19 protein-coding genes and 2 tRNA genes are annotated in these 21030 nt (G+C 58.2%); 12 read left to right on the top strand and 9 right to left on the bottom strand.

Features of this window, described 5'->3' with window-relative positions; translation table 11 throughout:
* The first annotated feature begins 15 nt into the window (after positions 1–15).
* Positions 16–321 carry a YkgJ family cysteine cluster protein gene (locus tag ICA15_RS28150; RefSeq protein ID WP_150605282.1) on the top strand — a complete coding sequence of 102 codons (306 nt, stop codon included), beginning with the start codon at positions 16–18 and terminating at the stop codon, positions 319–321.
* A 424-nt stretch (positions 322–745) separates the two neighbouring features.
* Complete coding sequence (locus tag ICA15_RS28145; protein WP_210555687.1) at positions 746–3343, top strand: leucine-rich repeat domain-containing protein; 2598 nt, start codon at positions 746–748, stop codon at positions 3341–3343.
* Between the two features lie 226 nt (positions 3344–3569).
* Here the strand turns inward: ICA15_RS28145 and ICA15_RS28140 are convergent, their stop codons facing one another.
* From ICA15_RS28140 to hemA, 6 genes are all read right to left on the bottom strand, one after another.
* On the bottom strand, positions 3570–4088 hold the full coding sequence (locus ICA15_RS28140) for an acyloxyacyl hydrolase (RefSeq protein ID WP_150605280.1): 519 nt from the start codon (positions 4086–4088) through the stop codon (positions 3570–3572).
* Positions 4089–4200: 112 nt separating this feature from the next.
* Positions 4201–4992, bottom strand: coding sequence for a glutamate racemase (murI, locus tag ICA15_RS28135; RefSeq protein WP_210555686.1), 792 nt, complete (start codon positions 4990–4992; stop codon positions 4201–4203).
* Positions 4985–5740: a molybdopterin-synthase adenylyltransferase MoeB gene (locus ICA15_RS28130; protein WP_150605278.1), complete on the bottom strand. Its 756-nt coding sequence runs from the start codon at positions 5738–5740 to the stop codon at positions 4985–4987. The genes murI and ICA15_RS28130 overlap by 8 nt, the downstream gene beginning before the upstream one ends.
* The gene (gene prmC / locus ICA15_RS28125; protein ID WP_150616378.1) at positions 5734–6564 is read right to left on the bottom strand and encodes a peptide chain release factor N(5)-glutamine methyltransferase; all 831 of its coding nucleotides are present in this window, start codon (positions 6562–6564) and stop codon (positions 5734–5736) included. The genes ICA15_RS28130 and prmC overlap by 7 nt, the downstream gene beginning before the upstream one ends.
* Positions 6565–7647 (bottom strand): peptide chain release factor 1, encoded by a 1083-nt coding sequence (gene prfA / locus ICA15_RS28120; protein ID WP_150605276.1) that lies wholly within the window; start codon positions 7645–7647, stop codon positions 6565–6567.
* The gene (gene hemA, locus ICA15_RS28115; protein ID WP_150605275.1) at positions 7644–8930 is read right to left on the bottom strand and encodes a glutamyl-tRNA reductase; all 1287 of its coding nucleotides are present in this window, start codon (positions 8928–8930) and stop codon (positions 7644–7646) included. Before hemA ends, prfA begins: the two co-directional genes overlap by 4 nt.
* A gap of 329 nt (positions 8931–9259) precedes the next feature.
* Here hemA and ICA15_RS28110 point away from each other — a divergent pair, with 329 nt between their 5' ends.
* The 8 genes from ICA15_RS28110 to ychF all read left to right on the top strand — a co-directional run bounded on the left by ICA15_RS28110 (position 9260) and on the right by ychF (position 16178).
* Positions 9260–10984, top strand: a complete 1725-nt coding sequence (locus tag ICA15_RS28110) for a tetratricopeptide repeat protein (protein WP_150616380.1) — start codon at positions 9260–9262, stop codon at positions 10982–10984.
* Positions 10985–10987: 3 nt separating this feature from the next.
* Positions 10988–11605: a lipoprotein insertase outer membrane protein LolB gene (lolB, locus tag ICA15_RS28105; protein ID WP_210555685.1), complete on the top strand. Its 618-nt coding sequence runs from the start codon at positions 10988–10990 to the stop codon at positions 11603–11605.
* Positions 11606–11608: 3 nt separating this feature from the next.
* Positions 11609–12460, top strand: a complete 852-nt coding sequence (gene ispE / locus ICA15_RS28100; RefSeq protein ID WP_150605273.1) for a 4-(cytidine 5'-diphospho)-2-C-methyl-D-erythritol kinase — start codon at positions 11609–11611, stop codon at positions 12458–12460.
* A 36-nt stretch (positions 12461–12496) separates the two neighbouring features.
* Positions 12497–12571, top strand: a tRNA-Gln gene (locus ICA15_RS28095).
* A gap of 45 nt (positions 12572–12616) precedes the next feature.
* A complete protein-coding gene (locus tag ICA15_RS28090) occupies positions 12617–13558 on the top strand; it encodes a ribose-phosphate pyrophosphokinase (protein WP_003171603.1) in 942 nt (313 codons plus the stop codon).
* 141 nt (positions 13559–13699) lie between these two features.
* Entirely contained in the window at positions 13700–14299 is a 600-nt protein-coding gene (locus ICA15_RS28085) for a 50S ribosomal protein L25/general stress protein Ctc (protein ID WP_150605272.1), read from the top strand.
* Between the two features lie 171 nt (positions 14300–14470).
* Complete coding sequence (pth, locus tag ICA15_RS28080; protein WP_003228164.1) at positions 14471–15055, top strand: aminoacyl-tRNA hydrolase; 585 nt, start codon at positions 14471–14473, stop codon at positions 15053–15055.
* Between the two features lie 22 nt (positions 15056–15077).
* Positions 15078–16178, top strand: a complete 1101-nt coding sequence (ychF, locus tag ICA15_RS28075; RefSeq protein ID WP_150605271.1) for a redox-regulated ATPase YchF — start codon at positions 15078–15080, stop codon at positions 16176–16178.
* 157 nt (positions 16179–16335) lie between these two features.
* Here ychF and ICA15_RS28070 read toward each other — a convergent pair whose 3' ends face one another.
* A complete protein-coding gene (locus ICA15_RS28070; RefSeq protein WP_210555684.1) occupies positions 16336–17553 on the bottom strand; it encodes an MFS transporter in 1218 nt (405 codons plus the stop codon).
* 453 nt (positions 17554–18006) lie between these two features.
* On the opposite strand from ICA15_RS28070, the gene ICA15_RS28065 reads away from it, so the two are divergent.
* Positions 18007–20064, top strand: coding sequence for a methyl-accepting chemotaxis protein (locus ICA15_RS28065; RefSeq protein WP_210555683.1), 2058 nt, complete (start codon positions 18007–18009; stop codon positions 20062–20064).
* Positions 20065–20178: 114 nt separating this feature from the next.
* Positions 20179–20255: transfer RNA gene (locus tag ICA15_RS28060), tRNA-Met, on the top strand.
* Positions 20256–20322: 67 nt separating this feature from the next.
* On the opposite strand, the gene ICA15_RS28055 is transcribed toward ICA15_RS28060, so the two are convergent.
* Entirely contained in the window at positions 20323–20547 is a 225-nt protein-coding gene (locus ICA15_RS28055; protein WP_210555682.1) for a SymE family type I addiction module toxin, read from the bottom strand.
* 79 nt (positions 20548–20626) lie between these two features.
* Positions 20627–21022: a helix-turn-helix domain-containing protein gene (locus ICA15_RS28050; protein ID WP_224450928.1), complete on the bottom strand. Its 396-nt coding sequence runs from the start codon at positions 21020–21022 to the stop codon at positions 20627–20629.
* Positions 21023–21030: the final 8 nt, after the last annotated feature.

Here is a 21030-nt window from a genome sequence, read left to right as displayed (position 1 = left end):
CTTACACTGCCGCCCATGAAGACCATCCCCCACCAACAAATCGCTGAACCGGCGGTCACCTGCTCGACCTGCGCAGCCTGCTGCTGCCAGCTCGAAGTGATGCTGATCACCGACACTGGCGTGCCTGATCGTTTTATCGATACCGATGAATGGGGCGGCGAAGTGATGCTGCGTCTGGACGACGGCTGGTGTGCGGCGCTGGATCGCGACACGATGATGTGCACGATCTATGAGAAGCGTCCGTTGATCTGCCGCGAGTTCGAAATGGGCGCGCCGGAGTGCATTGAAGAACGACAGGGCATCGCCACGGTGTATCGCTGATCGTTCGAACATGCGCGGTTAGCATCGCGCCAGCAGCTGCTTCGGCCGATGACCGCTGGTGGCTGGAGATCCGTTTGCAAACGGTCCGAGCACAAACAAACCCTCCGTGGTGTATGCGCTCCTACGCGCCTTGACGTCATTTCCTGCTGCGGCAGTCTGCCTTTCTGATCTCATTCAGCTTCGCCAGACGATATCGTTCAGCTCTTGGTTCGACGGGGTTGACCCCATGAACTATCCAACAGGCGACGCCAATATTCGATGGATTCATCCCGGCCTCGGGATGCACTGGCCGGTCGAATGCGTGTGCCTTTGCGGGGCGAAATGATCGACAGTGGAATAGCTCGCGCAACTTGTAAATCGGCAGGATGCCGACCCACCGACCCTCGGGTGAATGCCGAGGGGAAACGTTCAAGGATGAAGAAATATGGCAGCAAAACCACCTCGCGGTGGCAGCACCCAAGTAGATGTCCACGTCACTGCGAACCGCCAACCGGAAGTGGACTCATCGCGGCCAGAAACTGTCGGCCACAAGAGCCTCGAGTCCAGGATTCCCGGCGCAAATGCGACCACGCGAGTCAAGCCGTCTGGCAATCCAGACCTTGATGCAATCCTGCCGGCCCAGACTATCACTGTGAGCCAGGTTCCCGACGCCACTGAAGTCCGCGCCGTCATGCCGCCGACGCTCGAGAATTACCGCATCACTGTAGCGCCACCGTTACCGGCTGCCGACAGCGAAGGCTTCAGGGTGTACAACCAACGCCGGTATGTCGACTTGACCGGTGGCGGCATCGCTCTTGTCGCCGTCGATCAGAATACAGGCCTGTATCGAGCCCGACGTTCAAGCGAGTTGAATCCCTCCGGCCCGGTATTGCTGCGCAGTCCCGATACCGGTCTTTGGCATCCGCACAATGACCTCGCCCCAGCCACCGCGCCATTGACCGAAACACGCCTGCAGGCATTTCGCACCGAGCTGGATTTCAGCGCTGTCGAACCCGGTAGCGACGGTTTGTATCGCCACGACGGCAAGCTTTACGCCGTGATCTTCAACCACGCGTATCAGGCCCTGCATGATCTTGATGCGTCCACCCCCACCCACAAGGTGTGGCGCATTGTTGACCCCAAGGATCCCGTGGCCAGCGACATTGCCAACGTCTATCGCGCCAGTCGCAGCGGCGAAAGCCTGGCCATCACTCGCAACGAAGAGAACGCCTGGATTTCCATCTTCGTGGGGTTGAGGGGCGGCATGAACCGCAATGAGCCCGCGCCGGCCGGCCTTTTCCGTCCTTGGCTCAGCAATACAGCCGGCCCGTCAGGACGGCCGCCGCCGGCCGTCGCCACTCGAGCGCAGGTCAAACGCTATTTTCCGGAAGCGACTGATCAACATGCGGATGATTTCATCGCCCGATTTGGCGATGCCGCGGCTGCAGAGGTGGAGCTTGATCGGCTTCGCCTTGGACTGCCTAAATTGAATCAAGAGCTCAGCGTCTGGGAAGGTTTTTACAGAGGCGATGATATCGACGAACGCGCTCGACGGCTGGCGATTTGTGACACGCTACAGCGACTGTACAAATGGCAGGGTGACCCATCGGAACGGGTCTATCGCGACGGTCATCTGGTGGGCTTCAGGCTGGAACTGGACTCGGGGTATCGCGTAAATCTAGAGCCGCCGATCATTTCGACTCGAATCGACTCCATCGTTTCTCTGAGTTTGAGCGGATATGCTGTCCAGAAACTGGATGATCTGTTTTCGACTTTTTCTCATATTGAAACACTCGAAGTGCGGAACCTGCATGGGACCGGCAAAAAACTTCTTGTCGCAATGAAAAAACTCACAGAGTTGAGGGTACTGGAGATTCATCACACCCACATTCGCCCGCAGCCTTTTTCTATATATGCCAGCTTCTCCGATTGGCCCCGCTTGCGAGAGCTGACTCTGGAAAACTGTAATATTTTCCAGTCTATTTCAGTGCAGCACTTGACAGAATTGCAGGTATTGAGGATCAGGCACACCAGCTTGCAGTTTTCACCCCCGGACCTTGCCGCGACACAGGGACCTTCTCGCCTACAGGTGCTTGATCTGAGCAACAATGCGGATTTGGTAACTCTGCCTGACCTTGCCAAACTGCCGTTTTTGCGGGAATTGAACCTGTCAGGTACCGGACTAACCCAGCTGCCTCCCACAATAGGTATGCAGAACGGGCCGCAACGTCTGGAGATACTGAAACTCGCAGGAATTCCGCTTGAAGACGCGCCGTCTCTCAGAGGGATGACAACCTTACGGGAGTTGGATCTGTCCAATACCGGGATAACCCAACTGCCTGACGGGATTGGCCCGGAGAACGGACCGCTGCTTCTGGAAGTATTGAACCTCAGCGCAAATCCACTTTTTGTTTCGCCGTCGCTCAGAGGAATGACTGCGTTGCGGGAAGTCGATCTTAGCTCAACGCTTATCAACAATTTTCCGGAAGGAGTCACGCTCGAAATCCCCAAGACATCATTGAATCTTGCCGACAACAATATTTCGGTCATTCCTGAATCGCTCGAGCTCAGAACTGGTTTTGATCTGACTGGAAACCCGATTTCCAATCCGGCTTCCCTACGACGGTTAATTGCCGCGCGTCGACAGACAGGCACCGATATCTGGCTGGGACAACTGGATCCTGACACGTCAGCGAATCTATGGTTGCACAATGTGCCAGAGGCAGACGCTCGCGAAAAACGGGAGCTTTGGGACAGATCAAAAGAACGTCAAAGCTCTAACGTGTCCATGGCGATTCGTCGACTGAGTATGACGCCGGAGTTCCGATTCGAGCGTCAGCAGTTGCAGCACCGCTTGTGGGCGTTTCTTAAAACCTACGAGAACGCAGATCCCATCGAGCGAAGCCAACTGATATCGATTCTGGAAAATGAGCGCAGTCCCGGACAAATGCTCGACAGGCTGGAAGAGGTAATGAAGAAATTTGACCCTACTTGGCAAAACCAGCCCCCGCATCACTTACCCAAACCGCGGGGTTTTGACTAGTCGAGTGAATGGTTACAAGGTCTGAATAGGGAAGCCCTGGTCTGCCAGGGTGCCGAAACGGATGGCAAATCGAATCATCTGCCAGGTTTAAAGCACAGACGGCTAACTGTATGCGGGCTTGCTCGCGAATGCGGTGTGTCAGCCAACAACAATATTGACTGATCATCCGCTTTCGCGAGCAAGCTCGCTCCCACAGGGTTTCATGCAGGCTGTTGAAACGTAGTTCTTACAACGGCATCGTGTAATGCAGTGCGTAGCTTTCTACACCGTCGTTGTCGCTGGAAAGGCCCGCGTTGGAATAGTGCGTCGCACGAATCCCGACTTCATGCCCGCCATTGAAACGCAGGCCAAAACCCAAACGGTCTTCGAACTGGAAAGAACCGCCGAGGTTGTTGGATTCGTACTTGGTATTAGAGAACGCCGCCACACCAATCCCCGCTTCAACGTACGGCTTCACCGACTCACCGGCAAATTCGTAAACGAACACTGGCGAGAACGACAGGCTGTTGTTGCTGGAGGTCTTGTCACCGTCCCAATAGGTGTAAGCACCGCTCCAGTAACCGGTCAGGCGACCGACGTCGCTCTGCAGCCAGCTCTTGTCCCAGTCGAAATTCATCCCCAGGCGATACGTCATGGTCGAATCGCTGGTAGCGCCAACGGCGAATTCAACGCCGGCAGCTTGTGCGGTAATACTTTGCCCCATCAATGCGGCCGCAATCGCGGCCAAGCAGAATAGTCGCTTCACTTTGAAACTTCCTTTTACGGAACGATCGTTCGGTTTTCTGGATAACTCATCGCTATAGAAGTCAGCGCTTGATCAGAAGTTCAGCTGATTTTTCAGTTATTTCACATTTTTTTTACAAACTGAATTTTTGCACGTCACCCGGCGTTTGCCCCAACAGGGGCAGGATGTTGCGCAAGTGCTGCGGCTCGGCGGTCGTCCAGAATCTGACCGATCGGTCCGGCCCAGCAGCGAGCAGATCGCGCTCTGCGAGAAGGCGCTGAAGTTGCCGCGCCACGGCGGCGCCGGTATCGATCAGGCTGATGTTCTGGGGGATCATCGAGCTGAGCATCGGCTTGAGGAAGGGATAGTGCGTGCAGCCGAGGATGATCGTGTCGCAACCGTTGGCCAGCAGCGGATCGACATAACTTTGCAGCAAGGTGCGCAACTCGGCACTGTGCAGATCGCCGCTTTCAATCAAGTCAACCAGACCGGGGCACGGTTGGGTGATCACGCGAACATCCGTGGCGAAGCGGTCGAGCAAGGCTGCGAACTTGGCACTCTGCAAGGTGCCAGTAGTGGCAAGTACACCGACCACACCGCTGCGGGTAGCGGCAGCGGCCGGTTTGACCGCAGGCTCCATGCCGACAATCGGCCAGTCGGGAAAGTCGCGGCGCAGATCGGCAACAGCCGCCACCGTTGCGGTATTGCAAGCGACCACCAACGCCTTGGCGCCCTGCTCGCGGAAAAAACCGGCCATCACATTGCAACGCTGACGGATGAATTCCGGGGTTTTCTCGCCATACGGAATGTGCCCGCAATCGGCGAAGTACAGCAACGACTCATTGGGCAACAAGCGCTGAATTTCAGCCAGTACCGACAAACCGCCGACACCGGAATCGAACACGCCGATCGGCGCCTCACGCATGCTGTGACCCACAGACGCTGCACCCCGGATCGCGTTTGACGCGCAATTCACGAAAGCGCGAACCCAGCGCATCGATCAACAGCAAGCGGCCCACCAGCGGTTCACCAAAACCGACCAGCACCTTCAATGCCTCAAGCGCCTGAAGACTGCCGACCAAGCCCACCAGCGGCCCGACCACGCCCGCCTCGCTGCAAGTCAGTTCGGCTTCGCTACCGTGCCCGTATAAACAGTGGTAGCACGGGCTCTCGGCGCGACGCGGGTCGAACACGGAAAGTTGCCCTTCGAGGCGAATCGCCGCGCCGCTGACCAACGGTTTGCGCGCCGCCACACACGCGGCGTTGACGGCTTCACGAGTAGAAAAATTATCCGAACAGTCGAGCACCAGGTCCACCGCAGAAACGGCTGCGGCGAGGGAATCCTCGTCCAGCGCCTGACGATGGGCGATCAGTTGAATCTCAGGATTGATCGCGCCCAGACGCTTGAGCGCCGAGTCGACTTTGCTCATGCCGACGCTGTCGGTGTCGTGGATGATCTGGCGCTGCAGGTTGGTCAGATCGACCGTGTCGAAGTCCGCCAGATGCAGTTCACCGACACCCGCCGCTGCCAGATACAAGGCAACCGGTGCGCCTAGACCACCGAGGCCGACAATCAGGACGCGACTGTCCTTGAGCTTCAACTGGCCGTCGATGTCGATGTGTTGCAGCAGAATCTGCCGGCTGTAGCGCAGCAATTCCTGATCGTTCAGCACGGCAGGCGCCCCAGGCTGATGCGTTGATGGCCGCCCAGATCGGTGCGGCTGTGGACTTCTTCGAAACCGCGACCGAGCAGCAGATCGCGCACGGCTTCGGCTTGATCATAGCCGTGTTCGAGCATCAGCCAGCCACCGGCCTCCAGATGCGCCGGGGCCTGGGCGACGATCAGACGCAGATCGTCGAGCCCGTCCTCACCGGCCACCAAGGCACTGGCGGGTTCGAAACGCACATCGCCTTCGATCAGATGCGGATCGGTCGCGGCAATGTACGGCGGGTTGCTGATGATCAGCTGAAAACGCTGACCTTCAAGAGCACTGAACCAATGACTGCTCAGCACCTTGGCGTTGTTCAAATGCAGGCGTTGGCGATTACGCTCGGCCAGCGCCACGGCTTCGAGCACACGATCCACAGCCGTGACCTGCCACGCCGGACGCTCGCTGGCCAGGGCCAAGGCAATCGCGCCGCTGCCAGTGCCGAGGTCGAGTACTTTGGCCGGAGTCGCCGGCAGCAATTCCAGCGCTGCCTCCACCAACAACTCAGTGTCCGGGCGCGGAATCAGCGTGTGCGGTGCGACTTCCAGATCAAGTTTCCAGAAACCCTGCTGGCCGAGAATGTAGGCCACCGGCTCGCCCCCGCGGCGGCGTTGCAGGTACTCGGCGAACTTCAGCGCGGCTTCAGTCGGCACGATGCGTTCGGGCCAGGTGTGCAGAAAGCTGCGCGATTTGCCCAGCGCCGCGGCCAGAAGCAATTCGGCGTCCAGACGTGCGGTCGGTGAATCCGGCAGGTCGGCGGCGCGCAACAGGCTGGCAATGATGGTCATTTATTCACCTATCGCCGCGAGTTGGTCGGCCTGGTATTCGGCCAGCAGCGGCTCGATTACCGCCTCCACGCCACCGGCGAGAATTTCATCAAGCGAATATAGAGTCAGGTTGACGCGATGGTCGGTCACCCGGCCCTGAGCAAAGTTGTAGGTGCGAATGCGCTCGGAACGATCACCGGAACCGACGAGCAATTTACGCTCGCTGGCGATTGCATTGGCCGCCGCGGCGGTTTGCTGATCGTTGAGTTTGGCCGACAACCACGCCATCGCCCGTGCACGGTTCTTGTGCTGGGAACGCTCTTCCTGACACTCGACGACGGTGCCGGTCGGAATGTGCGTGATGCGGATCGCCGAGTCGGTCGTGTTGACGTGCTGACCACCGGCCCCGGAAGAACGGAACGTGTCGACGCGCAAATCCGCCGGGTTGATCTCGATGGCTTCGCGCTCGTCCGGCTCGGGCAACACCGCCACGGTGCAGGCCGAGGTGTGGATACGACCCTGAGATTCGGTGGCGGGTACACGCTGTACGCGGTGCGCGCCGGACTCGAATTTCAGCTTGCCGTAAACGTTGTCGCCTTCAATGCGTGCGATGACCTCTTTATAGCCACCGTGTTCGCCTTCGTTTTCCGACAGGATCTCGACACGCCAGCCACGTCGCTCGGCGTAACGCGAGTACATGCGGAACAAATCGCCGGAGAAGATCGCCGCCTCGTCGCCGCCGGTGCCGGCGCGAATTTCGAGGAACACGTTACGCCCGTCGTTGGGATCCTTGGGCAGCAACATGCGTTGCAGATCGCCTTCCAGCGTGATCAGCATTTCTTTGGCTTCACGGACTTCTTCCACAGCCATTTCACGCATGTCCGGGTCGCTGTCCTTGAGCAGCGCCTGCGCGCCTTCAAGATCGCCTTGTACGCCGAGCAGCTTTTCATAGGCGTGTACGACCGGCTCGAGCTCGGCATATTCCTTGGAATAGGCGCGGAATTTGGTCTGATCGGAAATGACTTCGCCGTCGCCGAGCAGCGCGGTCAGTTCCTCGAAACGGTCCTGGAGGATGTCCAGCTTATTGAGCAGTGACGCTTTCATTGCGGTTTTTTATCCGAAAAGCTATCCGGTGAGCCCTCGAGGGCAAAGAGTTCCTGAGCCATGGCCAGCGCATCGAGGCGGCCTTCGGCAGAAAGCTTTTTCAGTTGCACGCTGGGCGCGTGCAACAGTTTATTGGTCAGGCCACGGGCCAGTTGCCCCAGCACATCTTCGGCGTTGCCGCCGTTGGCCAGCAGACGCAGGGCTTTTTGCAGCTCCTCGTCGCGCAGACGTTCGCTCTGTTGACGATAGGCCTTGAGCACGTCAACCGCCGCCAGCTCACGCAGGCGCACCATGAAATCGTCGGCACCGACCGAGACCATCTCTTCGGCCGCTTGTGCTGCACCTTGGCGGCTCTTGAGGTTTTCGGCGACCACTTCGTGCAGATCGTCGACGCTATAGAGGTAAACGTCGTCCAGTTCGCCGACTTCCGGTTCGATATCCCGGGGAACGGCAATGTCGACCATGAAGATCGGTTTGTGCTTGCGCAGTTTCAATGCGCTCTCGACGGCGCCTTTACCGAGGATCGGCAACTGACTGGCGGTCGAACTGATGACGATATCGCTGCGCACCAGTTCTGCCGGAATGTCCGACAGCAACACCGCGTGGGCGCCGAACTGCTCAGCCAACAGGCTTGCGCGCTCCAGCGTACGGTTGGCGACAACGATGCGCTTGACCCCCAGCTCATGCAAATGGCGGGCGACCAGGGTGATGGTCTCGCCGGCGCCGATCAGCAAGGCCTGGCTGCGTTGCAGGTCACTGAAAATCTGTTTCGCCAGACTGACCGCGGCAAACGCCACAGACACCGGGTTTTCCCCGATGGCGGTGTCGGTACGCACCTGTTTGGCGGCATTGAAGGTTGCCTGGAACAGACGCCCGAGCAGCGGCCCGATGGTGCCGGCCTCGCGGGCCACGGCGTAGGCCGATTTCATCTGGCCAAGAATCTGCGGCTCGCCCAGCACCAGCGAATCGAGCCCGGAGGCGACGCGCATCATGTGACGAACTGCCGCATCATCTTCATGCACATAAGCACTCGCACGCAGCTCTTCGAGGCTTAAATGGTGATAGTCGGCCAGCCAGCGCAGCACGATATCCGCCGACAGCTGATCCTGTTCTATGTAGAGCTCACTCCGATTGCAGGTGGAGAGGATCGCAGCTTCGCGGCTGTCGGTAAGTCGGCAGAGCTGCTGCAACGCCTCAACCAGCTGCTCAGGGGTAAAGGCCACGCGCTCGCGGACGTCTACTGAAGCAGTCTTGTGGTTGATACCGAGTGCAAGGAAGGCCATTCAAGGTCGCTGATAGTGACGTGAAGCCGGCAATTGTCCACCTTCGTCAGATTCAGAACAACTATTGGATATCTATTGACCTGATCAGTGAGTCAACAACTGCGAGCCGTTCTCGTTCACACAACACCGCACCCTTGTAGGATCTGCCGAAGGCTGCGATCTTTTGATCCTGTTTTTTACAATCCAAAGATCGCAGCCTTCGGCAGCTCCTACATTGGTACGTAGACACATTGGGGTATGGGGATCAGCGTAAATTGCCTCACCGGTTATGTTTGGCTGAAGGCTTGTGTCATGATGATCCGACCGCAGGTTAGTCGTCCTCTTCCTATATGAATAGATCCTCCGCGTTGCTCCTCGCTTTTGTCTTCCTCAGCGGCTGCCAGGCCTTGGCCCCCGTGTCGCCGGACGGTACGCCGCCGGTTGAAGACACCACCCCTGCGCCTGAAAAACCCAAGGTTTACAGCTCGTTCAGTGAAGAAACCGTGTTCAGCCTGCTGAGCGCCGAGCTCGCCGGCCAGCGCAATCGTTTCGACATTGCCCTCGATAACTACGTGACTCAGGCCATCAACACCCAGGATCCGGGCGTCTCCGAGCGCGCGTTCCGCATCGCCGAATACCTCGGTGCGGATCAGCCTGCGCTGGATACCGCGTTGATCTGGGCGAAAAACGCGCCGGACGATCTCGAAGCGCAACGCGCCGCCGCCGTGCAACTGGCGCGTGCCGGGCGTTATGACGACTCGATGGTCTATATGGAGAAAGTCCTGCAAGGCAAGGGCGACACCCATTTCGACTTCCTCGCGTTGTCGGCGGCGGATACCGATCAGGAAACCCGCAACGGCCTGATGAAAAGTTTTGACCGCTTGTTGCAGCGTCACCCGAACAACAGTCAGCTGATTTTCGGCAAGGCCCTGCTCCTGCAACAGGATGGCGACAACAAAGCGGCACTGGCACTGCTCGAAGACAATCCGCCGGAAGACGGCGAAATCGCCCCGATTCTGCTGCGCGCCCGCCTGCTCCAGCTATTGAACCGTGGCGACGAAGCCCTGCCACTGCTGCAAAAAAGCATCAAGAAATATCCGGACGACAAACGTCTGCGCCTGACGTACGCGCGGATGCTGGTCGAGCAGGATCGGATGGACGACGCCAAGGCCGAGTTCTCCAGCCTCGTTCAGCAATACCCGGAAGACGACGAACTGCGTTATTCGCTGGCGCTGGTCTGCCTTGAAGCCAAAGCCTGGGATGAGGCCAAAGGTTATCTGGAAGACCTTATCGCTCGGGAAAGCCATGTCGATTCGGCGCACCTGAACCTGGGGCGCATCGCCGAAGAACGCAACGACCCGCAGGGCGCATTGATCGAGTACGCCCAAGTCGGCCCGGGCAACGACTATCTGCCGGCACAGCTGCGTCAGGCCGATATCCTGATGAACAACGGCAAGACCGCCGAAGCCCAAAGCAAACTGGCGGCCGAACGCGATGAACAACCGGATTACGCGATTCAGCTGTACCTGATCGAGTCGGAAACCCTGTCGGCCAACAAGCAGGACGACAAGGCCTGGAAGGTATTGCAAAACGCCTTGCTGCAATATCCCGACGATCTGAATCTGCTGTACACCCGCGCCATGCTCGCGGAAAAACGCAACGACCTGGCGCAGATGGAAAAAGACCTGCGCCTGATCATCAAGCGCGACCCGGACAACGCCATGGCGCTGAACGCTTTGGGCTACACCCTGTCCGATCGCACGACCCGCTACGCTGAAGCCAAGACGCTGATCGAGCAGGCACACCAGATCAACCCGGAAGACCCGGCGGTACTCGACAGCCTCGGCTGGGTGAATTTCCGCCTGGGCAATCTGGACGACGCCGAGAAATATCTGCGTCAGGCGCTGGAGCGTTTCCCTGACCACGAAGTTGCCGCACACCTGGGCGAAGTATTGTGGGTCAAGGGCAACCAGCGTGAAGCCAAACAAGTCTGGGGCAAATTCCTCAAGGATCAGCCCGACAGCACCATTCTGCGCAGCACCATCAAGCGCCTGACCGGATCCGAGACTCTTTAACTCATGTTTTTGCGCCACGTTATTGTTTTCAGCTTCATCGCCCTGCTCGCCGGTTGCGCGGGTTTCGGCGCTCGCGAATCGGTCGAGGGCCACGGTAGCCCGGCCCAATGGGTGGCGAACAAACAACAGCTGACCGGCCTCGACGGCTGGCAGATCGACGGCAAGATCGGCATCCGCGCACCAAAAGATTCCGGTAGCGGCACGCTGTTCTGGCTGCAGCGTCAGGATTACTACGACATTCGCCTGTCCGGCCCGCTGGGTCGTGGCGCGGCACGCCTGACCGGGCGTCCGGGCAAAGTTTCGCTGGAAGTCGCCAATCAGGGCCGCTACGAATCGCAATCGCCGGAAACCTTGCTCGAAGAGCAATTGGGCTGGAAATTGCCGGTGTCGAACCTGGCCTGGTGGGTCCGTGGCCTGCCTGCGCCGAACAGCAAAAGCCGCCTTAATCTGGATGCCAACAGCCGTCTGGCCAACCTTGAACAGGATGGCTGGAAAGTCGAATACACCGCTTACACCGAACAAAACGGTTACTGGCTGCCCGAGCGCATCAAGCTGCACGGCACCGACCTCGATGTGACGCTGGTGATCAAGACCTGGCAACCGCGCAAGTTGGGGCAATAACGCATGACCGCTGCACGCCTGACCCTGCCCTCGCCGGCCAAACTCAATCTGATGCTGCACATTCTGGGTCGCCGTGAAGACGGCTATCACGAGTTGCAGACATTGTTTCAGTTTGTCGATTACGGCGATGAAATCACTTTTGCCGTGCGCGATGACGGCGTGATTCAACTGCATACCGAATTTGCCGGCGTGCCGCATGACAGCAATCTGATCGTGCGTGCGGCGAAAATGCTTCAGCAACAGTCCGGCTGTGCGCTGGGCATCGACATCTGGATCGACAAGGTTCTGCCCATGGGCGGCGGCATTGGTGGCGGCAGCTCAAATGCGGCAACCACTTTGCTGGGTCTCAATCATCTGTGGCAACTGGGCTGGGATGAAGATCGGCTCGCGACACTAGGCTTGTCGCTTGGCGCCGATGTTCCGGTTTTTGTCCGTGGTCACGCGGCGTTTGCCGAGGGTGTGGGCGAGAAACTGACCCCCGTCGACCCTGAAGAACCGTGGTATCTGGTGCTCGTGCCGCAAGTCTCTGTAAGTACGGCAGAAATTTTTTCCGATCCTTTGTTGACACGTAACACGCCGCCCATTAAAGTGCGCCCCGTTCCCGAGGGAAACAGTCGAAATGACTGCTTGCCGGTGGTTGCAAGGCGTTATCCAGAAGTACGTAACGCATTGGATTTGTTAGGTAAATTTACCGAAGCAAAGCTCACCGGAACTGGAAGTTGTGTGTTTGGGGGCTTCCCAAGCAAAGCTGAAGCTGATAAAGTCTCGGCCCTTCTGACAGAGACCCTTACAGGGTTTGTAGCGAAAGGAAGCAACATTTCGATGTTGCATCGCAAGCTGCAAAGTCTGCTCTAAAGGAACCAGGTGCTCGGCACTTGATGCAACAGATACAGGGGCGTCGCCAAGCGGTAAGGCAGCAGGTTTTGATCCTGCCATGCGTTGGTTCGAATCCAGCCGCCCCTGCCATTTTCCATACTCATCCAGGTTACCCTCAGCCTCTAGGTACTGCGCGTGTCCAAGATGATGGTCTTTACGGGGAACGCTAACCCCGATCTGGCTCGGCGTGTTGTACGTCAGCTGCATATCCCTCTCGGTGACATCTCTGTCGGCAAATTTTCCGACGGCGAAATTACTGCCGAGATCAATGAAAATGTTCGCGGTAAAGACGTTTTCATTATTCAGCCGACTTGCGCTCCGACCAACGATAACCTGATGGAACTGGTAGTGATGGCTGACGCCTTCCGCCGCTCCTCGGCTACTCGTATCACTGCTGTTATTCCTTATTTTGGTTATGCCCGTCAGGATCGCCGTCCGCGCTCCGCACGTGTGGCTATCAGCGCGAAAGTCGTCGCTGACATGCTTACCGTAGTCGGCATCGACCGTGTTCTCACGGTTGATCTGCATGCTGACCAGATTCAGGGTTTCTTCGATATTCCGGTAGATAACATCTACGGCTCCCCGGTTCTGGTGGATGACATTGAAGATCAGCGCTTCGAAAACCTGATGATTGTTTCCCCGGACATTGGTGGCGTCGTGCGTGCACGTGCTGTTGCCAAGTCGCTGGGTGTGGATCTCGGGATCATCGACAAACGCCGTGAGAAAGCCAATCACTCTGAAGTGATGCATATCATCGGTGATGTCGAAGGGCGTACCTGTATTCTGGTCGATGACATGGTCGATACCGCCGGCACTCTGTGCCACGCGGCCAAGGCCCTGAAAGAGCATGGCGCAGCCAAGGTCTTTGCCTACTGCACACACCCTGTGCTGTCGGGTCGGGCCATCGAGAATATCGAAAATTCCGTGCTGGACGAGCTGGTGGTGACTAACACCATCCCGCTGTCCGCTGCAGCACAAGCCTGTGCACGTATCCGCCAACTGGATATTGCACCGGTAGTTGCCGAAGCGGTTCGCCGCATCAGCAATGAAGAATCGATCAGCGCGATGTTCCGCTAAGGGCCCTGCCCTTCTCGAAATGTCTCGATGACGAAAAGCGCCCCGCCCCGGCATTCCTGTCGGGGCGGGGCTTTTTTGCCCATACCGTGTTAGGCGCTGGTCGCAAACGCCGCTCGGTCATGGCTATTTTGGAGATACAAAATGAACGATTTTACTCTGAATGCTGAAGTGCGTTCCGACCTGGGGAAAGGTGCGAGCCGCCGCCTGCGTCGTCTCGCCGCTCTGGTTCCAGCTGTTGTTTACGGTGGCGAAAAAGCCCCTGAATCCATCAGCATGCTGGCCAAAGAAGTTGCCAAACTGCTCGAAAACGAAGCGGCTTACAGCCACATCATCGAGCTGAACGTTGGTGGCACCAAGCAGAACGTCATCATCAAAGCTCTGCAACGTCACCCGTCGAAAGGCCACGTTCTGCACGCTGACTTCGTACGCGTTGTAGCAGGTCAGAAACTGACCGCTATCGTGCCTGTGCACTTTGTTGGTGAAGAAGCTCCGATCAAGAAAGGCGGCGAAGTTTCGCACGTTGTTTCGGAAATCGAAGTGACTTGCCTGCCGAAAGATCTGCCTGAGTTCATCGAAGTCGACCTGTCGGCTCTGGAAATCGGCGCAATCGTTCACCTGTCCGACCTCAAAGCCCCTAAAGGCGTTGAGTTCGTTGCACTGGCTCACGGTGACGACAAAGCTGTTGCAAACGTACACGCTCCACGCGTTGCTCCAGAAGCTGAAGAAGGCGCTGCAGAGTAATTCACTCTGTGACGCCGGAGTGATCAAGTAACATCGCGGACTGGAACGTAGCGAGAAAGCGGGCGAGAACGCGGAGTTTACATCTATGGTAAATGAGCTTTTTTCGTCCACTTTCGCCGCTCTCCCTGATTGCGGCGATGTTATCCACCACTCCAAGGAAGGGCCCCTATCGTGACTGCCATCAAACTGATCGTTGGCCTGGGAAATCCAGGCGCTGAATACGAACAGACCCGGCATAACGCAGGGGCCCTTTTTGTTGAGCGCATCGCAGCCGCACAAGGTGTGAACCTTGTCGCCGATCGCAAATATTTCGGCCTGACCGGGCGCTACTCGCATCAGGGTCAGGATGTTCGTCTGCTGATTCCCACCACCTACATGAACCGCAGCGGCCAGGCCGTGGCGGCACTCGCCGGTTTCTTTCGCATCAAGCCTGAAGAAATCCTGGTGGCGCACGACGAACTCGACCTGCCTCCGGGCGTCGCCAAGCTCAAGCAGGGCGGCGGCCATGGCGGTCACAACGGGTTGCGCGACATCATCGCGCAACTGGGCAATCAGAATACGTTCTACCGTCTGCGGCTTGGCATCGGCCACCCGGGCGTCGCCAGTATGGTTTCAAATTTCGTCCTGGGTCGTGCGCCACGCGCCGAACAGGAAAAACTCGATGCCAGCATCGACTTTGCCCTCGGCGTGCTGCCGGATATCCTCGCCGGAGAATGGAACCGTGCGATGAAAAACCTGCACAGCCAGAAGGCCTGACTCTTATCCGAGGGGAAACACCATGGGATTCAATTGCGGCATCGTCGGCCTGCCTAACGTCGGCAAGTCCACCCTGTTCAACGCGCTGACCAAATCCGGTATCGCGGCCGAGAACTTCCCCTTCTGCACGATCGAGCCGAACAGCGGCATCGTGCCGATGCCCGATGCACGTCTGGACGCACTGGCGGCCATCGTCAATCCCAAGCGCATCCTGCCGACCACCATGGAATTCGTCGACATCGCAGGCCTCGTTGCCGGCGCCTCGAAAGGTGAAGGCCTGGGCAACAAGTTCCTAGCCAACATTCGCGAAACCGACGCCATCGCTCACGTGGTGCGCTGCTTCGAAGACGAAAACGTGATCCACGTTTCCAACAGCGTCGACCCGAAACGCGACATCGAAATCATCGACCTGGAACTGATCTTCGCCGACCTCGACAGCTGCGAGAAGCAACTGCAGAAAGTCGCGCGCAATGCCAAGGGCGGTGACAAGGACGCGGTCGTTCAGAAGGCTCTGCTGGAGCAACTGATCGCTCACTTCACCGAAGCCAAGCCTGCGCGCAGTCTGATGAAGTCCATGAGCGCTGACGAAAAAGCAGTGATCAAAGGCTTCCACCTGCTGACCACCAAGCCGGTCATGTACATCGCCAACGTCGCTGAAGACGGTTTCGAGAACAACCCGCACCTGGACGTCGTCCGCGCCATCGCTGAAGAAGAAGGCGCCATCGTCGTTCCGGTCTGCAACAAGATCGAAGCAGAAATCGCCGAGCTCGACGACGGTGAAGAGAAGGATATGTTCCTCGAGGCCCTGGGCCTGGAAGAGCCGGGCCTGAACCGCGTAATCCGCGCCGGCTACGAAATGCTGCACTTGCAGACCTACTTCACTGCCGGCGTCGAAGAAGTCCGCGCCTGGACCGTCAAAGTCGGCGCCACCGCACCTCAGGCTGCTGGCGTGATCCACACCGACTTCGAAAAAGGCTTCATCCGCGCCGAAGTTATCGCCTACAACGACTTCATCCAGTACAAGGGCGAAGCCGGCACCAAAGAGGCTGGTAAATGGCGTCTGGAAGGCAAGGACTACATCGTCAAGGACGGCGACGTGATGCATTTCCGTTTCAACGTATAAAATCTGCACCCACGAAAAAGCCGCGTTCTAGACGCGGCTTTTTTGTGCCTGACAGATTGTTAAAAGATCGTCCGATCGCGGCCCGAGCCTTCGGCAGCTCCTGCAGGTTTACATCCATCCCATGTAGGAGCTGCCGCAGGCTGCGATCTTTTGATCTTCAGGCCTTTTTGGTACTCGGCAAGAAAATCGCCAACACCCCAAACAACGGTAAGAACGAACAGAGGAAATACACGTACTCAATCCCGTGCACATCCGCCAGATGCCCAAGCAACGCCGCGCCAATCCCGCCAAAACCGAACATCAGACCGAAAAAGATCCCCGCAATCATCCCGACATTGCCCGGCACCAGCTCCTGCGCGTACACCACAATCGCCGAGAACGCCGAGGCGAGGATGAAGCCGATTATCACGCTGAGCACACTGGTCCAGAACAGATCGACGTGAGGCATCAGCAGCGTAAAAGGCGCCACCCCAAGAATCGAAAACCAGATCACAGCCTTACGTCCGATCTTGTCGCCAATCGGCCCGCCGAAGAACGTGCCCGCCGCCACTGCACCAAGAAACAGGAACAGGTGCAACTGCGAGCTGGCAACCGACAGGTCGAACTTCTCGATCAGGTAAAAGGTGAAATAGCTGGTGAGGCTGGCCATGTAGAAATACTTGGAGAACACCAGCAATCCGAGCACCACCAACGCACTGGTCACCCTGCCCTTTGATAGCCCGTGAGTCGCCGCCTGGCCCGCCTTGAGCTTGAACAGGTTCAAGTGATGGGCGTACCAGCGACTGATGCGGTACAGCACGAACAGCGCAAATACCGCGAACAAACCGAACCACGCCACATTGCCCTGACCGAACGGAATGATGATCGCTGCCGCCAGCAATGGACCGAACGCGGAACCGGCGTTACCGCCAACCTGGAAGGTCGACTGCGCCAGACCAAAGCGCCCACCCGAGGCCAGTCGCGCGATCCGTGATGCCTCGGGGTGAAAGGTCGAGGAGCCGATGCCGATCAGCGCCGCCGCCAGCAGAATCATTGGAAAACTGCCGACTACTGACATCATCACAATGCCGATCAGCGTGCAAATTGAGCCCGCCGGCAACAGCCATGGTTTCGGATGCCGATCGGTGTGATACCCGACCCAGGGCTGCAACAGCGAAGCGGTCAGCTGGAAGGTCAGAGTGATCAGGCCGATCTGGGTGAAGGTCAGGCCGTAGCTGGCCTTCAGCATCGGGTAGATCGACGGCAAAACCGACTGAATCAGGTCATTGATCAGATGCGCCAGCGCCACCGCGCCGATGATGCGCATCACCAGTGGGCTGCTTTGGGGTGGAGCGGATGCCGAAACAGCGGCGGTCGGAGCGTTGCTGATAGCCATGGAAATTTCCGGACAGCAGATGGGTGCACGCAGGCAGGTGCGTCAATGTGCCATTTTTCAGTGCGCGAGCGCTATCCCCTTAGCCAGCTAACTAACTGACCAACTTACCAACTGATCGCCTGATCAAATCTTTAGGAGCTGCCGAAGGCTGCGATCTTTTGATCTTGTATTTGAGAAGACAGGATCAAAAGATCGCAGCCTTCGGCAGCTCCTACACGGGGACGGGTGATTGATCGGGTGATAGCGCAACGCCATGGTCTGAATCTTGCCTTGCTTCTCCGCTTGAACGCGGTCGCCTTACAAAGGTGATCGACAATGGGAAGTTTCGCTACAAAGTTTGCCCACAGAGCGAACGAGGGTGAACTTTCGAGGCCTTTTAGCAGGGCACAACATCAACGTCGACCGACCGCGATGCACGCCATTGGTGCGTGGTGTCCAGAGGAGTCATGGGGCATGCAGGCTTTCCTATCACCGGGGATCAAATTGCTGGGGCGGTTTGGCTTCGCACGTAAATTCCAGTTGTTGTTTCTGCTATTCATTCTGCCGTTGGCCGGCAGCCTGTTGATGATCGGCCAGGACTATCGCGACAAGCTCAATCTGATTTCCGGTGAACGCGCCGGCGTGCGTCAGTTGCTCGCACTGGATGCGCTCGACAACTTGCTCGCCGCCCAACGCGACCGCGCCGCCCGTTGGCGAGCAACGGAAACCAATCGTCAGCCGACGCCCGCGACGCTCGCCGCCATGTCTGCGTTCGATGCTGTGCAGCCGGCTGTCCAGCAAGCCACCACGGACCTGGGCAATGCCCTGAATAACGAGGGCGCCGAAGGCGAAACCCTCACCCGTTATCAGGCGTTGCAAACCGCGCTCGCTGGCCTCGACTCGAAAAGCCTCAGCGGCGTCGGCTGGTGGCCGGACGGTTACGACCGTTTCACCAACGCCCTCAGCGCCCTGCAAGCGCTGCGCGAGCAAATCGTCATGGACAATCGCCTGACCCTCGCGCCATGGCTGGAAACCTATCTGCTGACGCAGATTTCCACGCAGCACGCACCGGACCTGATCGAGCGGGTCGGGCGCCTCGCGGCGGTCGGTCAGGCTTCGGTGGTGTCCGGTCAGTTCACTTTGCAAAGTCGCTTGCAGTTGCGCGATCTGCGCAGCCGTATCGGCGATGCCCGTGAGCAGTTGGTCAAAACCGCAGGCTTGCTCGAAGCGCGCCTGCCCACAGGCCTGCAATCCTGGGCCAGCCAATACCACGACAGCCTCAAACACCTGGACAGCGGCCTCAAAGTGCTGGATGACGGCGTGTTCGGTGGCAGCATCAATCTCAAACCGGAAGACTTCGAGCGCAGCCTTGACGCGTTGCTGACCGACCTCGCCTCTCTGCGCCAGCAATCACTGATGTCGCTGGATCAGCGCCTCGAAGACCATCACGGCTCGGCGGTCCGCCAGTTGATCATCGTCGCGGCGGTGTTCGGCTGTCTGCTGCTGGCGGCGCTGTATCTGTTCATCTGCCTGCAAGCCTCGATCCGCCGCAGCGCCAGCGGCATCACCGTACTTGCCGAAGCCCTGCGCGACGGCAATCTGAGTCTGCAAGTACCGGTCGTGGGACACGACGAACTCGCGGCGATCAGCACTGCCCTCAACGTCGCCGTGGTGCAATTGCGCACCAGCATGATCGGCGTCGATCACGAGACTTCACAACTGAGCAACGCGGTTCGCAGCCTCAACGATCATTCCAGCGGCGCCCTCAGCGAAGTCGAAGCACAGCAGTTGCAGATCAGCCAGATCGCCGCTGCGGCCACGCAACTGGCGGCGACCTCCCAAGGCGTGGCACAGAGCTGCGAACAGGCCTCTGGCAGCGCCCAGCACACTCGGCGCATCGCCGCCGACAGCAGCCGCGACAGCCAGCGCACCACAGCGAGCATTCAACAGCTCAACCAACGCTTGAACGACACCGCTGCGGCGCTGGGTCGGGTCAGCGAGCAAGGGCAGCAGATTCAATTGGTGGTCGACACCATTCGCGGCGTGGCCGAGCAGACCAACCTGCTCGCGCTCAACGCAGCCATCGAAGCCGCGCGCGCCGGGGAACAGGGTCGCGGTTTCGCGGTGGTCGCCGATGAGGTGCGCAGCCTGTCGCAACGTACGCAATCGTCCACCGCGCAGATCGCCGGCACGGTCGACAGCCTGCGCGCCACGGTCAACGAAGCAGTGAGCCTGATGGAAGCCGCCTGCGGCCAGGCACAAACGGACGCCGAAGCAGTGACCGGGCTGGGCGAACGCCTTGGCGAAATTGCCAGCGCCGTGCAAAGCGTCACCGACACCCTGGCGCAGATCGCCACAGCGGTTGAAGAGCAAGCGACTACCGCCGACGAGGTCAGCAGCAATATCCAGCAGGTCGATCAGGCGGCCGTGCGTTTGCTCGAAGGCGCTCGCGCGGTGAATCTGGCGGCGGACACCTTGAGTCAGGGCAGTCATGCCTTGAGTGCCAACACCGCGAGATTTCAGCTGCGTTGATGCCCTGCCCGGCACGATTTTCGGGGCCGGAGGATAAGCGGTTGAAAATAAGAAGAAATATTTTAAATTTACGCTTGACGCTTTTTCATTTCAGGGGAATAATGCGCGCCACTTGGCTACATAGCTCAGTTGGTTAGAGCATAGCATTCATAATGCTGGGGTCCGGGGTTCAAGTCCCTGTGTAGCCACCAAGTACTAAAAACGGCTTACCGAAAGGTAGGCCGTTTTTTTATGCCTCGAGAAACGTCTCGGTATCTGTTACTCCGCCGTAATCACCAGACACCCTTTCATCACGCGCACTTTGACGTTCTCGTTCACCTCGAATCCTGCCTGCCGTAACCACAGGCCACGTAGTCTGATCCAGGGCACGGGCTTGGCGGCGCTGTAGGTTTTGGCCTTTGTGTGGACCGGGTAAAAGTCTGCGGCGATTTTCAACCGGCGTTCAGTGATGGGGGTTGATGACGTATGATTGGTTTTAGCCATGATTAGCTCCTGTTTAGCTGCTTGTGGTTAGCGGGGCCAGGGTGTTCGTGCACCTTGGTTCCGCGTTCTTTGGGTTACTTCAAACTTCTTTTTCTTCGTCGCTTGTTTTGGTCGCTGCCTGTGCGATCAGGGCGTCGAGCATCTGCGCAATGACCTTCTGTTGGACCTTTGAAAGCTCATTGATGGACTGCAGCCGTCGATACCACGTCGAGGTCAAGCTGCGTCTGGGCGTCTCCGTGTAAGAGGGAACCCCGAGCAGATCTTCAACAGGAACGCGAAGCGCAAATGCCATCTTCACTAGTGTCGTTACCGGCATGCTGCGGGTGCCCTCCTCGTAACCCTGAAAGGTCTGCCGGGAAAGACCTAAAGCCCGTGCAAACCGAGTCTGTGTGATCTCGTGCACTGTGCGTAAGTGAGCAATGCGACTGCCCATCGCCACTAGAAAATCTCGGTCTTTTTCATTAGAGATGCTCAACGGACTTA

The sequence above is a fragment of the Pseudomonas sp. P116 genome (genome assembly GCF_020149425.1).
GTDB lineage: Bacteria > Pseudomonadota > Gammaproteobacteria > Pseudomonadales > Pseudomonadaceae > Aquipseudomonas > Aquipseudomonas anatoliensis.
This window is presented reverse-complemented; position numbering and strand designations above follow the sequence as displayed.

Bases quoted from the DNA above. Each gene is read 5' to 3' on its own strand.
- ICA15_RS28110 (WP_150616380.1), top strand. From the start codon at position 9,260: ATGAATAGATCCTCCGCGTTGCTCCTCGCTTTTGTCTTCCTCAGCGGC.
- ICA15_RS28150 (WP_150605282.1), top strand. From the start codon at position 16: ATGAAGACCATCCCCCACCAACAAATCGCTGAACCGGCGGTCACCTGC.
- ispE (WP_150605273.1), top strand. From the start codon at position 11,609: ATGACCGCTGCACGCCTGACCCTGCCCTCGCCGGCCAAACTCAATCTG.
- ychF (WP_150605271.1), top strand. From the start codon at position 15,078: ATGGGATTCAATTGCGGCATCGTCGGCCTGCCTAACGTCGGCAAGTCC.
- murI (WP_210555686.1), bottom strand. From the start codon at position 4,992: ATGCGTGAGGCGCCGATCGGCGTGTTCGATTCCGGTGTCGGCGGTTTG.
- prfA (WP_150605276.1), bottom strand. From the start codon at position 7,647: ATGAAAGCGTCACTGCTCAATAAGCTGGACATCCTCCAGGACCGTTTC.
- ICA15_RS28070 (WP_210555684.1), bottom strand. From the start codon at position 17,553: ATGGCTATCAGCAACGCTCCGACCGCCGCTGTTTCGGCATCCGCTCCA.
- prmC (WP_150616378.1), bottom strand. From the start codon at position 6,564: ATGACCATCATTGCCAGCCTGTTGCGCGCCGCCGACCTGCCGGATTCA.
- hemA (WP_150605275.1), bottom strand. From the start codon at position 8,930: ATGGCCTTCCTTGCACTCGGTATCAACCACAAGACTGCTTCAGTAGAC.
- ICA15_RS28055 (WP_210555682.1), bottom strand. From the start codon at position 20,547: ATGGCTAAAACCAATCATACGTCATCAACCCCCATCACTGAACGCCGG.
- ICA15_RS28085 (WP_150605272.1), top strand. From the start codon at position 13,700: ATGAACGATTTTACTCTGAATGCTGAAGTGCGTTCCGACCTGGGGAAA.
- ICA15_RS28145 (WP_210555687.1), top strand. From the start codon at position 746: ATGGCAGCAAAACCACCTCGCGGTGGCAGCACCCAAGTAGATGTCCAC.
- lolB (WP_210555685.1), top strand. From the start codon at position 10,988: ATGTTTTTGCGCCACGTTATTGTTTTCAGCTTCATCGCCCTGCTCGCC.
- ICA15_RS28065 (WP_210555683.1), top strand. From the start codon at position 18,007: ATGCAGGCTTTCCTATCACCGGGGATCAAATTGCTGGGGCGGTTTGGC.